This is a genomic window from Caballeronia sp. SEWSISQ10-4 2, from assembly GCF_030464885.1.
In the GTDB taxonomy this organism is placed as follows: Bacteria; Pseudomonadota; Gammaproteobacteria; order Burkholderiales; family Burkholderiaceae; genus Caballeronia.
On sequence record NZ_JALPRJ010000039.1, the window covers coordinates 70,753 to 87,424 of the forward strand.

15 protein-coding genes are annotated in these 16,672 nt (G+C 59.5%); 5 read left to right on the plus strand and 10 right to left on the minus strand.

All coding sequences use genetic code 11. From position 1 onward, the window contains the following. Positions 1-21: 21 nt before the first annotated feature. The gene (locus tag M0D69_RS25120; protein WP_301784566.1) at positions 22-1,524 is read left to right on the plus strand and encodes a hypothetical protein; all 1,503 of its coding nucleotides are present in this window, start codon (positions 22-24) and stop codon (positions 1,522-1,524) included. Positions 1,525-1,925: 401 nt separating this feature from the next. Here the strand turns inward: M0D69_RS25120 and M0D69_RS25125 are convergent, their stop codons facing one another. From M0D69_RS25125 to M0D69_RS25170, 10 genes are all read right to left on the minus strand, one after another. Then, entirely contained in the window at positions 1,926-2,918 is a 993-nt protein-coding gene (locus M0D69_RS25125) for a glycosyltransferase family 2 protein (RefSeq protein ID WP_301784567.1), read from the minus strand. Continuing rightward, entirely contained in the window at positions 2,915-3,376 is a 462-nt protein-coding gene (locus M0D69_RS25130; protein ID WP_301784568.1) for a GtrA family protein, read from the minus strand. The genes M0D69_RS25125 and M0D69_RS25130 overlap by 4 nt, the downstream gene beginning before the upstream one ends. Then, positions 3,351-4,280 (minus strand): transketolase family protein, encoded by a 930-nt coding sequence (locus M0D69_RS25135; RefSeq protein ID WP_301784569.1) that lies wholly within the window; start codon positions 4,278-4,280, stop codon positions 3,351-3,353. Before M0D69_RS25135 ends, M0D69_RS25130 begins: the two co-directional genes overlap by 26 nt. Further along, positions 4,277-5,083: a transketolase gene (locus M0D69_RS25140; RefSeq protein WP_301784570.1), complete on the minus strand. Its 807-nt coding sequence runs from the start codon at positions 5,081-5,083 to the stop codon at positions 4,277-4,279. The genes M0D69_RS25135 and M0D69_RS25140 overlap by 4 nt, the downstream gene beginning before the upstream one ends. After that, a complete protein-coding gene (locus M0D69_RS25145; RefSeq protein WP_301784571.1) occupies positions 5,080-6,129 on the minus strand; it encodes an NAD(P)-dependent oxidoreductase in 1,050 nt (349 codons plus the stop codon). Before M0D69_RS25145 ends, M0D69_RS25140 begins: the two co-directional genes overlap by 4 nt. Before the next feature lie 10 nt (positions 6,130-6,139). Next, positions 6,140-7,456 (minus strand): lipopolysaccharide biosynthesis protein RfbH, encoded by a 1,317-nt coding sequence (rfbH, locus tag M0D69_RS25150; protein WP_301784572.1) that lies wholly within the window; start codon positions 7,454-7,456, stop codon positions 6,140-6,142. An 11-nt stretch (positions 7,457-7,467) separates the two neighbouring features. Continuing rightward, on the minus strand, positions 7,468-8,538 hold the full coding sequence (rfbG, locus tag M0D69_RS25155; protein WP_301784573.1) for a CDP-glucose 4,6-dehydratase: 1,071 nt from the start codon (positions 8,536-8,538) through the stop codon (positions 7,468-7,470). Further along, positions 8,538-9,308: a glucose-1-phosphate cytidylyltransferase gene (gene rfbF / locus M0D69_RS25160; RefSeq protein ID WP_301784574.1), complete on the minus strand. Its 771-nt coding sequence runs from the start codon at positions 9,306-9,308 to the stop codon at positions 8,538-8,540. Before rfbF ends, rfbG begins: the two co-directional genes overlap by 1 nt. Positions 9,309-9,555: 247 nt before the next feature. Then, positions 9,556-10,683, minus strand: coding sequence for a glycosyltransferase family 4 protein (locus M0D69_RS25165; RefSeq protein ID WP_301784575.1), 1,128 nt, complete (start codon positions 10,681-10,683; stop codon positions 9,556-9,558). Positions 10,684-10,796: 113 nt separating this feature from the next. Beyond that, complete coding sequence (locus M0D69_RS25170; protein ID WP_301784576.1) at positions 10,797-12,248, minus strand: mannose-1-phosphate guanylyltransferase/mannose-6-phosphate isomerase; 1,452 nt, start codon at positions 12,246-12,248, stop codon at positions 10,797-10,799. Positions 12,249-12,773: 525 nt separating this feature from the next. On the opposite strand from M0D69_RS25170, the gene M0D69_RS25175 reads away from it, so the two are divergent. The 4 genes from M0D69_RS25175 to M0D69_RS25190 all read left to right on the plus strand — a co-directional run. Continuing rightward, the gene (locus M0D69_RS25175) at positions 12,774-13,958 is read left to right on the plus strand and encodes a glycosyltransferase family 1 protein (RefSeq protein ID WP_301784577.1); all 1,185 of its coding nucleotides are present in this window, start codon (positions 12,774-12,776) and stop codon (positions 13,956-13,958) included. A 19-nt stretch (positions 13,959-13,977) separates the two neighbouring features. Next, positions 13,978-14,922, plus strand: coding sequence for an SDR family oxidoreductase (locus tag M0D69_RS25180; RefSeq protein WP_301784578.1), 945 nt, complete (start codon positions 13,978-13,980; stop codon positions 14,920-14,922). Next, positions 14,919-15,935, plus strand: a complete 1,017-nt coding sequence (locus M0D69_RS25185; RefSeq protein WP_301784579.1) for a glycosyltransferase family 4 protein — start codon at positions 14,919-14,921, stop codon at positions 15,933-15,935. Before M0D69_RS25180 ends, M0D69_RS25185 begins: the two co-directional genes overlap by 4 nt. After that, positions 15,925-16,672 (plus strand): nucleoside-diphosphate sugar epimerase/dehydratase (locus M0D69_RS25190; RefSeq protein ID WP_367619759.1); only part of this gene is annotated, 748 nt, incomplete at its 3' end. The genes M0D69_RS25185 and M0D69_RS25190, both read left to right, overlap by 11 nt.

Here is a 16,672-nt window from a genome sequence, read left to right on the forward strand (position 1 = left end):
AAATTCACTACCGGAAAATTCGTGTCTCTACCAATTCCGACCAGCAAAAACTCGTTTCCCCGATTGGTTGCGTATAGCCTGCTGTTCCTGATATTTAGTGGGATCACACTGCGGCCGTATGTACAGTCCGGTTTCTGGTACGACGATGTCGTAAGTTCGCAGGTATGGGGGATGGTTCACCGCTACGGACTGAGCATCTGGGCGTTCACCTGGAAAATGTTCGCAACCAGTCCCGATTCAGGACGGTTGCTCGGCGCCTACCTTGAGATGTACCCGCTCTTCTACTTTGTTCACAATCCAGTCTTCATCAAGCTGATTGACGTTTCACTTGTGTTGATCAATGTCGCATGTTTCGGATGGTTACTCCGGGAATTGAAGGCCAGCAGGGGCTTCATTTTGACGTTCGCGATCGTATTTGTCGGCTCGTTGCAACTGAGGGACTTCTTTGAAGCAATCGGCGCGTTCTCGACGCTGTATCCGAGCCTCGGGATTTACATGATCGTGTCCCTCGTGCTGCTAGCAAAGTGGAAAAACACGTTTCAGACCAAGTGGCTGTACGCATCCGTTGCGGTGGTCGCCGTGTCGCTCTTTATCTACGAACTGAACGTCATCTATTTTCCGGTTGCGTTGCTATTGGTCCTGTCTCAGCGGAAGGCCATTCGAAATACGATCGCGTCGCTGTCGATTGTTGTCGTGCCAGCCATGTCGTACATTGCGCTTGAGCTTTGGATCAAGAGTCACGCAAGCGGACAATACGAGGGCACCACATTCGGTGGAATGTCGCTCGTCCTTTTGACGCTTTCTAAGCAACTGATCGCAGGCTTGCCGGGAAGCTTCTACGCGTTTCGCGGTTACTGGCAAGTCCCGTATCCGGTGCTCCTAAATACGTTCGAAAACAGTCATTCTCTCTGGCTGCTAGGGGGCATCGTCTTCGTGCTGCTAGTGGTATCGACACGTCGCGAAACGATCGCCTGCAGAATCGATTGGTTCGCCTACTTTTGTGCGGCCGCGTTGATTATTCTTCCTGCGGTGACAATCTCGATGTCGGCGAAGTACCAGAAGGAAATCATTTGGGGTGCGGGCTATCTGCCGGTCTACTATCAGTTTTTTGGCGTCGCGTTCTTCTTGACTGCGGCTATCCGCGCGATCAGCACGTACTCGCCAAATGCTGGACGAGTAGTTATGGTGATGATCATTGCGCTCTACATCCCGCTTAATGTGATTGTGAATCACCACATGCGCGATGTGTTGGACGCCGGATTCTGGAACGATCGGGTTTCCCTGCAGCAGGCGCTGCGCGATGGGCTGCTGAATCCAGTGCAAGACGGAGACATAGTCGACACAAAGGGACTCCCGCCGTGGATCGGTGGCGATCTGATATATCAGACGGTACAGAAAAAGGTGGTCGTCCCTGGCGAGATTCCGTTCCCATTTCTGCATCTGGATCCTTCGGCCTCGCCGAATCATTTCTCGCTCGAAAAAAGTGGTTCAGGCTGGGTCCTCAACAGAGTGGCGCCGAACTGATGCCGCGGTAACAAAGGAAAGGGGCTAGTTCCGATCGGTATGCTCAGACACCTCGCATCGACGCATCGGGATTTTCGACAGTAACCCGTTTTTCGATATCCGCGACGAACTGTGCGTCATTGCGCAAGTCGTCGCCGGTTGCGCACAGACACGGGATGCAGGCGGAGGGGGCTGATCCCAGATCGATAGCCCACAACTTGGTAGTCGCTATTGCCGTCCAGCGTTTGAAACCTGCAGGTAGAACTGGTGCCTCCAATCAACAAGCAGGCCGCGATCCCCGTTACAAGCAACGTTTATGCGCCGGGACGGCGACCCACCTCAAAGTAGGGCGGGCCATTTTCAGCTTGGTTTCCAGGTACAGCTTGGCGAAAATGCCCGTCGCAGGGCAAGCGCTTTTCTTACTATGCAGTGGGCGAGATCGAATCAGTAGCAGTCCTATCGGAATGAACAACGAGGGCTGGTCCACCACCCACAATCCTCTCCCGCTCCACCACCAACGGCCTCTTCTGCGCATAAGTCAAAATCGCGCCAACGTACTCCCCCAGCAGCCCAATAAAAAACAACTGGACCGATGAAAAGAAGAACAGCCCGATCAGCAGCGGCGCGCTGCCCATAACGAAGCTATTCCAGTACAGCAGCTTCAGGATCATGTAGATCACAGAAACGCACAGGCTCACGCCCGACAAGAAAAACCCGGCAATAGTCGCCAATCGCAGCGGCACCTTCGAATGCGATGTAATGCCCAGCATCGCGATGTCGTACAGCGTATAAAAATTATTCTTCGATATCCCGCGCTTGCGTCTCGGCTGCACGTAGGGAATCTGGATCGCATCGAACCCGATCTCGCAGATCAAACCGCGGAAGTACGGATACGGATCGTCGATTTGCCGAATGATCTCGATCACCTTCCGGTCATACAGCCCGAAGCCCGTGAAGTTCTGGATCAGCTTGACGTTGGCAATTCGCGTGACCATTCGGTAATACGCCCGGCGAATGGCAAAAAACAAAGCGGATTCCTTAGCCTCGGGTTTCACACCAACAACAACCGGCGCACCTTCCAGCCAGTTGCGAACAAAGTCGCGCATCAACTCGGGCGGATCCTGAAGATCGGCCACAAGCAGGATCACTGCGTCACCTTTAGCCTGCAGCAAGCCATGAACCGGTGATTTGATATGCCCGAAGTTGCGGGCATTCACGATCACGCTGACGTTCGGATCGGCTGCGGCAATACCGCGAAGAATGCTGACGGTCTTATCGTAGGAAGCGTTGTCGATGAACAAATGGTCGTACGTGACTTCCGGAATGGTCCCGAAAATCCGCTTCGTCTCGGTATAAACCGCCTCGACATTTTCTTCTTCATTGAAACAGGGGGTGACGACCGTTATATGCTTCATGGCAGATTGAAAACAAACCGACGATTAAGGATGAAAGCGAGGCCAGCGAGCGGAATCAGCATGATGCCGTTCGCCACGTACACATTGAGGCCAACGCTCAATAACAGCTTCACACCACCGAGATTGATCAGGTAGATCAGGCAATAGACGCCCACGAACCGCCAGAACCGCGAACGCGGAGCACCGCCGAATACAAGGCGGCCGACGCTCTGGAAATTGAACAACACGCCGCCGATGGTCGCCAGCGCAATCGCGAGCGGATATCCCATCCCGAACCACGTGAAGACGGCGAACAGGGCATAACCGAAGACCGTGTTGATCCCGCCGACCACCAGGAAGCGCAGCAACTGATACCACGTGTTGACACGCGGCTCGGGAGCCGCGGCAAGCGCGATCGGATCGTTGGCAATAGGCTGTCCGTTGACCGCGCCTTCAGTCCTGGAGTTGGACACTGGCATTCAATGCCTCCCTGATCTGCCGCTCCACGGCCTCGGGCGACAAGCCGTGACTTTCCATCAGGAAAGGATAGTTGCCGCACAACGAGCTGAACTGATCCTGAATACCGACGCGTACGAACGTGCCGAGGTACTGACCCATCAGCGTCTCGGCAACCACGCCGCCGAGTCCGCCATAAATGGAATGCTCCTCGAACGTGACGATCGCTTCACGTCCCTTTGCCAGCTCACGCAGCGACTTCTCGGGGAAAGGCTTGAGGCAGGGCGCCGAAACAACGTCTGCATTGCCCAGCGCAACAGCGGCCTTTTGAGCCATCTTCAGACCAGAACCCGTACCGATGAACAGATACGGCGCCCCAGTGTTCGTCACCGGAATGAGATCGCCGTTGCTCCAGCCTTGAATCGGACCATGATGCACATCGCCGAGATCGGCCTTGCCCATGCGCAGGTACGCCGGTCCCGGATTGCGCACAATATGCTCGGCACACGCTGTTAGTTCGAAACGGTCGCCAGGCGAGTAGATAGAGATGTGCGGCACGCCGCGCAGCGCGGCGATGTCTTCAGTACTTTGATGGCTCGTGCCGAGCTGCGCATACACCACGCCCGCGCCATCGCCAATGAAGGTGACTGGCAGATTCTCATAACACACGTCGATCTTGATCTGCTCAAGCACGCGGATCGGCACGAAAGCGGCGAGTCCGTACACGATCGGTTTGAAACCTGCCTTCGCTAAACCGGCGGCGACGCCCACCATGTTCTGCTCTGCGATGCCGCAATTGAGGTACTGGTCGGGGCAGGCCTTGCGGAATGGATCGAAGAGGGCGTAGCCGTGATCCCCCGTCAGCAACAACACCTTCGGGTCTTTCTTCGCGGCCGCTACCAGCGCGTTTGAAAATGCGTCTCTCATGCGCGCTCTCCCAGTTCCGTAATGGCGGCTTCGTAGGTCTGCGGATTGAGCCGCGTGTAATGCCAGATGTTGTCGTGTTCCATGAACGACACGCCCTTGCCTTTGACCGTCTTCGCGATTAGCGCCTTCGGCTTGCCGTTCTTGCTCGCCTTGAAATCCTGATACGCACGGTCGATGGCCGCTTCATCATGGCCGTCGATGGTCACCGCCTCGAAATCGAACGCCGTGAACTTGGCTTCGATATCACCGAGGCTGATCACTTCATCGGTCGTGCCCATCGCCTGGAAGCCGTTGACATCAACAATCACGACCAGGTTGTCGAGCTTGAATTGAGCCGCGAACAGCGCCGCTTCCCAGATCGCGCCTTCGTTCAGTTCGCCGTCGCCCACCAGCGCGTAGCACATCTGCTGCGTCTTGTTCATCTTCGCGCCGAGCGCGAGGCCGACACCGACCGACAAACCGTGGCCAAGTGACCCCGCCGTGGCTTCCACGCCGGGCACGTGAGCGTCGGCCAGACCCTTCAGACGCGTGCCGTTGCCGAAGTAGGTGTGCATCTCTTCATCGCTCAGCCAGCCGATCTCATGCAGGCAGGCGTATTGCGCCATCACGCCGTGCCCTTTACTCAGCACCATGTAGTCACGGTGCGCCGCATGCGGATCCGTAGCGTCGAAGTTCAGGTGATTGCGATAAAGCACCGCAAGCAGTTCCACGATCGAAAATGCGCAACCGATATGAACTGTCGAACCGGCGAACGCCATGTCGAGAATGGTCTTGCGAACGCGGACTGCGTCGAATTTTTTCATGCCATGACCGCTGAGCGGTTCCAGTTGATCGTCTTGGACAGGGCCAGTTCCAAAGGAGTGAATTCGTCGACATCAAGCGCGTGACGCGCCTTCGACGTATCCGGTACATAACGCGGCGCCGGACCATTGCCGGCCCGCGCTGCCGGTGTTGCGGGCAGCGTCGAGCCGCATTGGTCTTCCACCATCCGCGCGAGATCGGTGATCGATATTTCGCGCTCGGAGCCCACGTTATACGCGGCTCCGCTTTCACCGCGAACCAGCATGCGCAAGAGCCAGATGCACGCGTCGGCCATGTACAGGTAGCTGCGCAACGGACGGCCGTCGCCGTTGATACCAATCTGTTTTCCCGCCAGCGCATCGCGGATGAAATTGCCCGCGGCGAACGGACCGTCCAGCGGAATGGCCGGTCCAAGCAACGCATAGATCCGCGCGATGCTGACGTGCATGCCGCTGTGCTGTTGCGCGTAAGCAGATGCGAGCCATTCGGCGGCGCGCTTGCTCTCACCGTAGGCGCTTGCCATCTTCAACGGGTCGGGTGCGCCCGAGAACGTTTCGGGCGTACGCGCGAGTGTGGCCGGTTGTACGCCGTACACCGCACCACTCGATGTCAGCAGAAACCTCGATGCACCGTTAGCCTGTGCGAAATCCAGCACACGCCGCGTGCCGGTCACGCCGGTATCGAACACGCGCAAGGCGTCGCCGGCACGGGCAAGATCGGCAACGTCAGTCGCCGCGTGAATACAGGCGTCGATAGCTTGGCGTTCTGCCTCGAAACTCGCCACATCGCCTTGAATGAGCGTCATGCCGCGCGCAGCGAACAGATGCGGTGCGTAATCGATGGCTTTTTGCGGATCTCGGCTCAGCGCAACCGTTTCGATCTTGCAGCCAGTCAGGCGGTTCGCGTGTTGCACCGCCTCGAGCAGCCACGAGCCGATAAAGCCCGTGCCGCCGGAGACGAAGAGCCGCGCCCGGTCGAGAGCGGACCAGACGTCGGCGGTACGCTCGACGACGAAGTCCAGGTCATCCTGAGGCAGCGGCTTGCGCATAAATCCCGCTTTAGAAGTTCACGCCGAGGAACGTCTCGATCTTCTCGACAATGAAGTCGAGCATCTCGCGGGAGAGGCCCGGATACACGCCGACCCAGAACGTCTGGTTCATGATGATGTCGGTGTTCGTCAGTTCGCCACTCACGCGATAGTTGCGTCCGATCATGTACGGCTGGCGCGTGAGGTTGCCCGCGAACAGCAGGCGGGTGCCGATCTTGTTCTGATCCAGGTACGCAAGCAGGTCCACACGACGGAAATCGGCCTCAGGCTTGAGCGTGATCGGGAAACCAAACCACGACGGGTTTGAATTCGGCGTCGCGTGCGGCAGGATCAAGAATTCCTTGCAGCTTTGAAGCTTGTCATGCAGGTACGCGAAGTTGTCGCGACGCGCTTGCACGAAGCCTTCCGCACGATCCATCTGCGCGAGTCCGCAGGCTGCCTGCATGTCGGTGATCTTCAGGTTGTAGCCGAGGTGCGAATACGTGTACTTGTGATCGTAGCCTTCGGGCAGGTTGCCGAGCTTCCAGCAGAAACGCTTGCCGCACGTGTTGTCCTTGCCCGGCGCGCAATAGCAATCGCGGCCCCAGTCGCGGAACGATTCTGCAATCAGCTTCAGTTCCGGATTGTTCGTGAAGACTGCGCCGCCTTCGCCCATCGTGATGTGATGCGCCGGATAGAAGCTGATCGTACCGATATCGCCGAAGGTGCCAACCAGCTTGCCGTCGTAAGTTGCGCCCAATGCGTCGCAGCAATCTTCGATCAACCACAGGTTGTACTTCTTGCACAACGCGACGATCGTCTCGAGGTTGTACGGATTGCCAAGCGTATGCGCGAGCATGATCGCTTTCGTCTTCGGCGAGATCGCCGCTTCAATCTGGGTCGCGTCGATGTTGTACGTGCCAAGCTCCACATCCACGAAAACCGGAATCGCGCCAAATTGCAGGATCGGGTTGACGGTGGTGGGGAAGCCTGCAGCCACGCCGATCACTTCGTCGCCCGGACGGATGGCGCGATCGCCGAGTCGCGGCGAGGTCAGCGTAGAGAACGCGACCAGGTTTGCCGACGAACCCGAGTTCACGGTAATCAGGAAGTTCACGCCAATGAACTTGGCCAGCTTCTTCTCGAATTCGTCGTTGAAACGACCGGTCGTGAGCCATGCATCGAGGGACGCGTGGACCATCGCTTCCATCTCGGGCGCACCGACTACCTTGCCCGCAGGCGGCACGACGGACTTGCCAGGTTCGAAGGCAACGGGCTGCGAAGCGATCTCGCCGTACTGCCGGACGAGCTGGATGATTTGTTCTCGGAGCTGATCTTTCGTTGTCATGGTGGGGTCCGTCAAATTTGGGTGTATTTATCGATCTGGGCTAGCGTAACGGCCTTCACGTCTTCGTTACCAGCCGCTGCCTTGTACCAGGCGACGATCGTGTCAAGTGTATGGTTCAGGTCCCAGCGCGGCCGCCAGCCCAGCCGTGCGCGCGCCTTCGAGCAGTCCAGCTTGAGGAACGTAGCCTCGTGCGGATGCTCGCCGCCGTCGAGACGCCAGTTAGCGCCGTCGCCCCATTGGGACGTCAGCCGCTCCACGATCGCTTGAACCGGTTGCGCGTCCGAGTCGTTGGGGCCGAAGTTCCACGCGTCGGCGAAACGCGGTCCCTCGGTGTAGAGCTTTTCAGCCAGCATCAGATAGCCGCTAAGCGGTTCAAGCACGTGCTGCCACGGACGAATGGCGTGCGGGTTGCGAATGTTTACCGTCTCGCCGCGCGAGATCGCACGCATGATGTCCGGAATCAGCCGGTCAGCCGCCCAGTCGCCGCCGCCGATCACATTGCCTGCTCGTCCGCTTGCCACGGCAACACCATGTGTTGCGTAGGTGGCGGGATTGAAGAACGAGTTCCGGTACGCCGAGGTTACGAGTTCAGCACAGCCCTTGCTGCTGCTGTACGGATCGTAGCCGCCCATTGCTTCGTTCTCGCGATACCCCCATTCCCATTCGCGATTCTCGTAGCACTTGTCCGTTGTCACGATGACGACAGACCGCACGCCCGGAACCTGCCGGACGGCGTCGAGCACGTGCACCGTGCCCATCACGTTTGTCTCGTAGGTTTCCACCGGGGTCACATACGACTCGCGCACGAGCGGTTGCGCCGCCATGTGGATCACGATGTCGGGGCTCGCGGCTTTCATGGCTTCGGTCAGCAAGGCGCGATCCCGGATATCGCCGATGATCGATTCGATGCCGTCGGCCACACGCCCGAGCGTGAACAGGTTGGGCGTGGTGTCCGGTGCAAGGGCGAAGCCGGTGACGCGGGCGCCGAGCGCCTGTAACCAAAGCGTAAGCCAGCTGCCTTTGAAGCCCGTATGACCGGTAAGAAAGACCTTCTTGCCGCGCCAGAACGCTTGGTCGATCATTACCACACCTTCCACGGCGCGCGGCCGGTTTGCCAGAGCTCTTCGAGATGGTTCTTGTCGCGCAGCGTGTCCATGGGCTGCCAGAAGCCTTCGTGTTCGAAGGCTGAAAGCTGGCCGCCTTCCGCGAGTTTCTCGAGCGGTTCGCGTTCCCAGATGCAGTCATCGTCGGGAATCAGGTCGATGACCTTCGGCGAGAGCACGAAGAAGCCGCCGTTGATCATGCCGCCGTCGCCCTTCGGCTTTTCCTTGAACGAACTCACTTTATTGTCGTGCAAGTCCAGCGCACCGAAACGACCGGGCGGGAAGGTGGCGGAGAGTGTTGCGAGCGTGCCTTGCTGCTTGTGGAACTCGATCAGCGATGTGATGTTGATGTTGCTCACGCCGTCGCCGTAGGTGAAGCAGAATGCTTCCTCGTCCTTCACGAAATCCTTGACGCGACGCAGCCGTCCGCCTGTCATCGTGGACTCGCCCGTGTCCACCAGCGTTACTTTCCACGGCTCGGCATATTGCTGATGCACCTGCATTTCGTTCGTGCGCATGTCGAACGTAACGTCAGACGTGTGAAGAAAGTAATTGGCGAAATATTCCTTGATCACGTAGCCCTTGTAGCCGCAGCAGATCACGAAATCATTCACGCCATAGGCTGAATAGATTTTCATGATGTGCCAGAGGATCGGCTTCCCGCCAACCTCGATCATTGGCTTCGGACGATTGACGGTATCTTCGGAAATCCGGGTTCCAAGTCCGCCTGCAAGAATTACAGCTTTCATTGAAATCCTGTTGAGTGCAGTGATTAATGAGCAACGATCGGTCCGGCCGACGCGTGCATTAGGAAACCGTTGCGCTCAGCGCTTGCCGGGTGTCATTAAGCAATGAAACGCGTGTCTACGCGTTATCTACCGCATAGACAGATTCGGTAAGCTATCGAAAGGGAATTTGCGCATTATAGAGTACGGTTTCGACCGTGACGATAGTCCGGGGAAGTCCCGGGCTATGTCTTTGCGCGCTTGATGCCGTCTAGCGGACTGTGGCCGCACCGCTGGCGTTGGCTAGCCGCCTGTATAAATCCACATAGCCGTCTACCATTTTTTCGGCTGTGAACTTCGCTTGAAAGCGCTCCCGCGCCTTTGCTCCCAGATTTGTCGCCAAGGCGTCATCCCCCCACAACCTCCCCATCGCCTCGCGCAACGCACCCGGATCACTAGGCGGCACCACCAGCCCCGTCTCCCCATCCACGTTCACATACGAGGTCCCGGTCCCGATCTCCGTCGATATCATCGCCTTCCCGAACATCGCCGCTTCCAGCAGCGAGATCCCGAACGCTTCAGACCGCAAATGCGACGGGAACGTCAGCGCATGACAGAGCGTGAGCAGGGCGATCTTGTCGTCGTCACCTACCGGCCCGACAAAATCCACGTTGTTCAACTTCAACCGTTCCGCCTGCGCCCGCAGCTCCCGCTCGACCGGCCCCGACCCGACGATCACCACCCGGAACTCCGTTCCCGGCAGCGCATCGAGGAGCACGTGCAAGCCCTTGTAATACCGGAGATTGCCAACGAACAAAAAGAACTTCGGCCCGGCGCGCTCGCGCCAGTACCGCAATTTCTCGGCCGTCGGCGTCGCATACGACGTCTCGTCCAGCCCGATCGGAATCACTTCGACTTTGTCGCGATACCGCTGCAGCACCTCGCTCGTCGCCAGGTAGTTCGGCGACGTCGCCACGATCTTGTCCACGCTCGCCAGGAAGCGGTCCCGCAGCGGCTTATAAAACTGCAGCAACACTTTCTGCCGCACGATATCCGAGTGATATGTCACGATCGACGGTTTATGCACACGCGAAGCGAAGTGCACGACATCGGCGAACGGCCAGGGGAAATGGTAGTGAATCAGATCGGCGTGTTCGGCCAGTTCGCGAAAGCGCCGAAACGCCGCGAGCGAGAACGCCGACGACGCAATCTCGACATCGAGTTTCGCGCGATGGTGAAGGTGATCGCCGAAGTCGACCGTGCTCGTGTCCTTGGACACGGTCAGCACTTCGCTCGTCACGCCGCGCTTCGCGGCGCCCGAACAAATCTGGCCGATCAGTTCTTCGACGCCGCCCATCGAATCGGGCTTGTACGTCTTATAGAAGTGTAAAACGCGCATAGATCCCGCTGAGGTGGCCGGCGGATGGGATCCAGCCGGCGATAAAGCGAGCAAAGCACCCGCCGCGTTCTTCACATTCCCCGGCGGCGGTTGCTAAGAGAAGCTAGTAGCAATCAGGCCGGCACGCGGCCATAAACGTCCTCGAAGCGGACGATATCGTCTTCACCAAGATACTCGCCGCATTGCACTTCGATCAGCACGAGATCCATCACCCCCGGATTGATGAGCCGATGCTTGTGCCCGGCGGGAATGTAGGTCGACTCGTTCGGCTGCAGCGAGATGATCTGCTCACCGTTGACAATGTCCGCGCAACCGCTCACCACGATCCAGTGCTCGCTACGGTGATGGTGCATCTGCAACGACAGTTGCGCATTCGGCTTCACCACAATGCGCTTCATCTTGAAGCGATCGCCTTCTTCGAGCACGGTGTACGTGCCCCACGGACGATGCACCGTCCGGTGCAGCCGGTACGCATCGTGATTGACCTTCTTGAGCTTGGCGACGATCTGCTTTACGTCCTGCGCCCGGTCACGCGATGCAATCAGCAGCGCATCGGCGGTATCTACAACGATCAGGTCCTGCACGCCCACCGCACCGATCATGCGGCCGTCTTCGCTGCGGATAAAGCAGTTGTCGACTTCGTACAGCTCGGCTTCGCCATGAATGCGGTTGCCGCGTGCATCAGGCGAGGTGAGTTCGCTGATGGACAGCCACGAGCCAATGTCGCTCCAGCCCATTTCGCACGGCACGACGTTGACGTTGTCCGAGCGTTCCATCACGGCATAGTCGATGGAGATATCTTCAGCACGGCTGAATTGCGCGCCATCGAGCTCGACGGTGTAACCATCCTTCGACGTACTGCGCTTCGCATCGATAACCGCGGCAATGGCCGGTTCGAGCACGGTCGGAGCGTACTTCTCGAGCTCGGCGAGCATGGTCTCGGCGGTGAAGCAGAACATGCCGGCGTTCCACAGATGCCGGCCATCGGCGACGAGTTCTTCAGCCACGGCCAACTGCGGCTTCTCGACGAACTGCACGACCTTGTGCACGGCTTCCGAGCCGGCCAACGGCGCGCTTTCGAATTCGATGTAACCGTAGCCCGTTTCCGGCTTGGTCGGCCGAATCCCGAACGTGACAATCCGGCCTTCCTGCGCAGCACGCGCCGCGTGTTCTACGGCGGCGCCGAATGCGGCTTCGTCTTCCACGAGCTGGTCGGCAGGCATCACGAGCATGATCGCGTCCGCGCCATGCTGCTGGCGCACGACTTCCGCCGCCACGCCGATGGCCGCAGCGGTATTGCGCGCCGACGGTTCCAGGATGAAGCCAAGCTGATTCACACCCGATTTGGCGTCAACACATTCGTCTTTCGTCAGGAAATACGTTTCGCGATTCGTAACGATGACCACTTCATTGGCGCTCGCCACATGCGATGCGCGCAGAAACGTCTTTTGCAGCAGGCTCTGCCCATCGGCCAGTTTCAGCAGCGGCTTAGGGAAGGCTTCGCGGGACACCGGCCACAGGCGGGTACCCGCGCCCCCACAAATAATGACGGGAATGATGTTCATTGAACGGCTCGAAAAAGACTGAATTGGGGCAGGGAAGCGGCGATTTTAGCGGATTTCGAGACGGCGGTGCCCTGTTTCAGAACATCTGGTTACTGTTGTTGCAGCAATCGAGCCCCCCACGGCTCGCCGCGAGAAGGGGGTTTTGATATCGTGTATGGGCGACTTCTATCGCTTGTTGTATAAGCTTGCGCGGGTAAGGAAGCGACAGGACTGTTCTATCCGGCAAGTGTTGTCAGGCAAATTGGGGTAAAGGGCCGGTGTGTTAAATTCCGAGGTTGCGTCCAGGGTACGCGAAGCGCGCTGAGCCGCGGCGAGAGCGGGGCTCTCGCACGGGAAAATCTGTCCAATCGATCAGGAAAACAGGACGGATGCAGAGCGGTCTGCTTAGGCGGCTTTTATCCCGGCTGTAAGAGTCTTGAAACGGCTTGAAACTTATTTGCATGCAGCGGTCGATGACGGCTAAACCGTCATCGCAGACCTCTTTTTGCTTTTTGTTTGTTCACCACGCCAACTAAACGCTAACGCATGAAACTGCTTTTCGATCTCAACTCACTTCGTCCACCGAGAAGCGGCGTCGGCTACTACACGCAGCATCTGCTGGAAGGATTGCGCGATGAGCCGGATGTGCAGGGGCTGGCGGGCTGGGTGGGCGCAGAGCGTTTCGAAGGCGACCGCTTGCTCGCGCTGATCAATCAACGCGTGGCATTGAGTAAGGGCGTGCAGTTCAGCGAGGGCATCGCGGCGAAGGTGCTGCAGAAGGCGCGCAGCCTACCCGGTTTGTATCGCGGAAGGACGATCGTGCGGGCGATCAAGTCGCGTGAAGTGCGCGATGATTTTGCCCGCCGCGGCTATGTTTATCACGAGACCAACTTCGTGGCCTCGCGGTACAAGGGCCCGACTGTCGTGACCATTCACGACTTGTCGCATCGGCGGCATCCGGAGTTTCATCCACGCGTGGCGGTGGAATATCTGGACCGCGAGCTGCCGAAAACGCTGCGGCAAGCGCAGGTCGTGATCGCGGATAGTCATTACACGGCGAACGATATCGTCGATATCTACGGCGTTCCAGAGTCGAAGATCGTCACCATTCATCTGGGCGTGGAAGCGGCGTTCCAGCCGTATTCGGCGGAATCGTGCGCCGAGGCGCTCGCCGAGCTTGGCCTGAAGCATCGCGGTTTCGTGCTGTCCGTGTGCACGCTGCAGCCGCGCAAGAATCTGCAGCGGCTGGTCGAAGCGTTCGCGCGCCTGCCCGCGGAGATGCGCAGCGCCTTTCCGCTCGTGCTGATCGGCGCGGACGGCTGGAAGAATTCCGCGTTGATGCGCGTCATCGAACCTCTCGCGCGTGATAACCAGATTGTGGTGCCCGGCTATGTGCCGCGGGAAAATTTACTAAAACTGTATGCATCGGCGGCATTGTTTGCTTATCCGTCGTTATTCGAAGGCTTCGGTCTGCCTGTTGCCGAAGCCATGGCGAGCGGCGTGGCCGTGCTGACATCGAATCTGACCTCGTTGCCGGAGGTATCGGCGGGGGCCACGTGGGAGGTGGATCCGTATTCCATCGACGACATCGCGGCCGGTATGGAGCGCCTGCTCGGCGATCCGGCTCTGCGCGACGAACTTATCGCCAGGGGCTTGCGGCGGGCCGCCGATCTGACCTGGGGCGCGACCGTCGCCCAGACGTGCGCGGTGTATCGCGGATTGTCGGCATGAAGCTGTGGAGATCGCTGTCATGCGAGTAATCGTCACCGGGGCTAACGGCTTTGTGGGCCGTGCAACGTGCGCGACGTTCTGCGATGCGGGTCACGACGTGACGGCGCTTGTACGGCGGCCGGGCGGCTGCGAGCCGCGCGTGCACGAACAACTGATCGCCGACGATAACTTCTCGAGCCTCGCCGCTTTGCCTCCCGCCGACGTCTTGGTGCATCTCGCTGCGCGTGTTCACGTGATGAAGGACAGCGCGGGCGACCCGCTCGGCGCGTATCGCGCGGTCAACGTGGAAGGGTCGCTCAACGTGGCGCGCGCAGCGTTGCGTGCGGGCGTGAAGCGGCTGGTTTTTGTCAGCAGCATCAAGGCGCTGGGCGAGGGCGAACCGGGCCGGCCGTGGCGCGAGGACGATCCGCCGGCGCCGGCAGATCCATACGGCATTACGAAGCTCGAAGCCGAACGGGCGCTGGCAGGCTTTGGCCGGGAGCAGGGTGTGGAGGTGGTGGTGCTGCGTCCGCCGCTGGTCTATGGGCCCGGCGTGCGAGCTAATTTCGAACAATTGATGCGGGCCGTGGAGCGCGGCGTTCCCCTGCCGCTTGGTTCAATCGATGCCCGTCGCAGCATGGTCTACGTTGGCAATCTCGCCGATGCCATTCGTTTCGTCGCGACACGCTCAGAGCCGACCGACGGTGTTTTCCACGTTACCGATGGCGACGATCTCAGCGTCGCGCAGATGATCCGAGCACTAGCGCAAGCCTTCGGCAAACCCGCGCGCCTGTTGCCCGTGCCGGCTTCATGGCTGCGCGCGGCGGGTGTATTGACCGGGCGCTCGGCCCAGGTCGACCGCCTGGCGAGCCCGCTGCGCATGGACAGCTCGCGGTTGCGCACGGGCCTTGGCTGGAGACCGCCCACGACGGTGGCCGAAGGTATCGCCCGGACGGTACGGGCATTTCAGGAGGCGCGCCGATGACATCGCTGGCGCAAATGCCGATGATTTTGTTCTTCGCCGCGGGCGTCGCGTGCGTGGTGTGCGCGTGCATTTTGCTGTTGCTGTTGCGTACAGGCTGGGCCTGGGATATTGCAGTCGATATCCCGAATCACCGATCGCTTCATGTACGTCCGGTGCCGCGTGTGGGCGGCTGGGGCGTACTACCGGCCATGCTGCTCGCCGTCGCACTCTGCGCACCATCGTTTGGCTGGATCGCGCTCGGGGCCTTGCTGCTGGGTGTGGTGTCCCAGATCGACGACCGGCGAGGGCTGCCCGCCCGCGTGCGCTTCGCCGCGCATCTGATCGTGGTGGCCGGGGCCATTGCATGGAGCTCGGTGAGTATTACCTGGTGGCTGGCGCTGCTTGCCGTGGTCGCGCTGGTCTGGGTGGTCAATCTTTACAATTTCATGGACGGTTCCGACGGTCTTGCTGGCGGCATGACGATGTTCGGTTTCGGTTTTTACGCGATTGCGGCGGTGGCGTTGCAGCCAACGCTTGCAGTGGCCGCGGCGGCGGTGGCCGGTGCAGCGGTGGGTTTCTTGATTTTTAACCATCATCCGGCCAAGATATTCCTCGGCGACGCAGGTTCGATCCCGCTCGGTTTCCTGGCCGGTGCGCTGGGTTTCTGGGGCTGGCAGCACGGCGTTTGGCCGATCTGGTTCCCGGCTCTTGTGTTCGCGCCTTTCGTCGCCGATGCCACCGTGACCCTCGCACGCCGTCTTGCGCGCGGCGAAAAGGTCTGGCTGGCGCATCGTGAGCATTACTATCAGCGGTTGGTGAGACTGACTGAAAGCCACGTCCGCGTGGCCTTGGCGTATTACTTGCTCATGTTGGGCAGCGGTTGCGTGGCGCTCTTAGCACTTCGCGTACCGCCCACGGTCCAGTGGATCCTCTTCGGGGCGTGGTACGTTGTTCTGGCCTTGGTTGGCTGGCAGATCGACCGCCGTTGGCGGCAATTCACCCTCACTCAAGGTAACGATAACGATGCGAATTAAGCCTTCGTGGCTCTCCGCTGCGGCATTCGGGTTCGACCTCGTGGCGGTGGCCGTGGCTTGGCTCGCCGCGTACGCGCTGCGGTTCAATGGCTCGGTCCCTGACGATTTCTGGCACGGCGGTATCAATGCGCTCGTGTGGGTCGTGGTGATCTACGCGCTGATGTTTCGCGTCTTCGGGTTGTATCGCGGTATGTGGGTGTTCGCGAGCTTGCCCGACCTCATGCGGATTTCCAAGGCGGTGGCGAGCGGTGCGCTGATCGTGATGATTGGTGCAGCGATGTTGCAGCCGTCGCCCATCATTCCCCGTTCTGTGCTGATCGTGTCGCCGTTGCTGTTGTTCATGGCGACGGGTGGATCCCGTGCTATCTACCGCGCGATCAAGGAGTTTTATCTGTACGGTGGCTTGATCGGCAAGGGCAAGCCGGTGATCGTGCTGGGCGCGGGTACGGCGGGGGCAAACCTCGTTCGCGAGTTGGCGCGCTCGAGCGAATGGCGTCTGGTGGGTCTGCTCGACGATGACCCCGCCAAACGCGGCCGCGAGATCCTCGGCCACAAGGTCTTGGGATCGATCAGCGAACTGCCGCTGTGGGCGGAACAACTCAAGGCCGATACGGCGATCATCGCGATGCCGTCGGCATCGGTGGATTCACAGCGGCGTGTGGCGACCCTGTGCGTGCGCGCGGGTGTCAAGGCGATGGTTCTGCCTGCGCTTACCGTTCTCACGCAAGGTCAGGCAT

Coding starts and splice junctions, on each gene's coding strand:
- M0D69_RS25125 (WP_301784567.1), bottom strand. CDS start 2,918: ATGAAGCATATAACGGTCGTCACCCCCTGTTTCAATGAAGAAGAAAAT.
- M0D69_RS25130 (WP_301784568.1), bottom strand. CDS start 3,376: ATGCCAGTGTCCAACTCCAGGACTGAAGGCGCGGTCAACGGACAGCCT.
- M0D69_RS25135 (WP_301784569.1), bottom strand. CDS start 4,280: ATGAGAGACGCATTTTCAAACGCGCTGGTAGCGGCCGCGAAGAAAGAC.
- M0D69_RS25140 (WP_301784570.1), bottom strand. CDS start 5,083: ATGAAAAAATTCGACGCAGTCCGCGTTCGCAAGACCATTCTCGACATG.
- M0D69_RS25145 (WP_301784571.1), bottom strand. CDS start 6,129: ATGCGCAAGCCGCTGCCTCAGGATGACCTGGACTTCGTCGTCGAGCGT.
- rfbH (WP_301784572.1), bottom strand. CDS start 7,456: ATGACAACGAAAGATCAGCTCCGAGAACAAATCATCCAGCTCGTCCGG.
- rfbG (WP_301784573.1), bottom strand. CDS start 8,538: ATGATCGACCAAGCGTTCTGGCGCGGCAAGAAGGTCTTTCTTACCGGT.
- rfbF (WP_301784574.1), bottom strand. CDS start 9,308: ATGAAAGCTGTAATTCTTGCAGGCGGACTTGGAACCCGGATTTCCGAA.
- M0D69_RS25165 (WP_301784575.1), bottom strand. CDS start 10,683: ATGCGCGTTTTACACTTCTATAAGACGTACAAGCCCGATTCGATGGGC.
- M0D69_RS25170 (WP_301784576.1), bottom strand. CDS start 12,248: ATGAACATCATTCCCGTCATTATTTGTGGGGGCGCGGGTACCCGCCTG.
- M0D69_RS25175 (WP_301784577.1), top strand. CDS start 12,774: ATGAAACTGCTTTTCGATCTCAACTCACTTCGTCCACCGAGAAGCGGC.
- M0D69_RS25180 (WP_301784578.1), top strand. CDS start 13,978: ATGCGAGTAATCGTCACCGGGGCTAACGGCTTTGTGGGCCGTGCAACG.
- M0D69_RS25185 (WP_301784579.1), top strand. CDS start 14,919: ATGACATCGCTGGCGCAAATGCCGATGATTTTGTTCTTCGCCGCGGGC.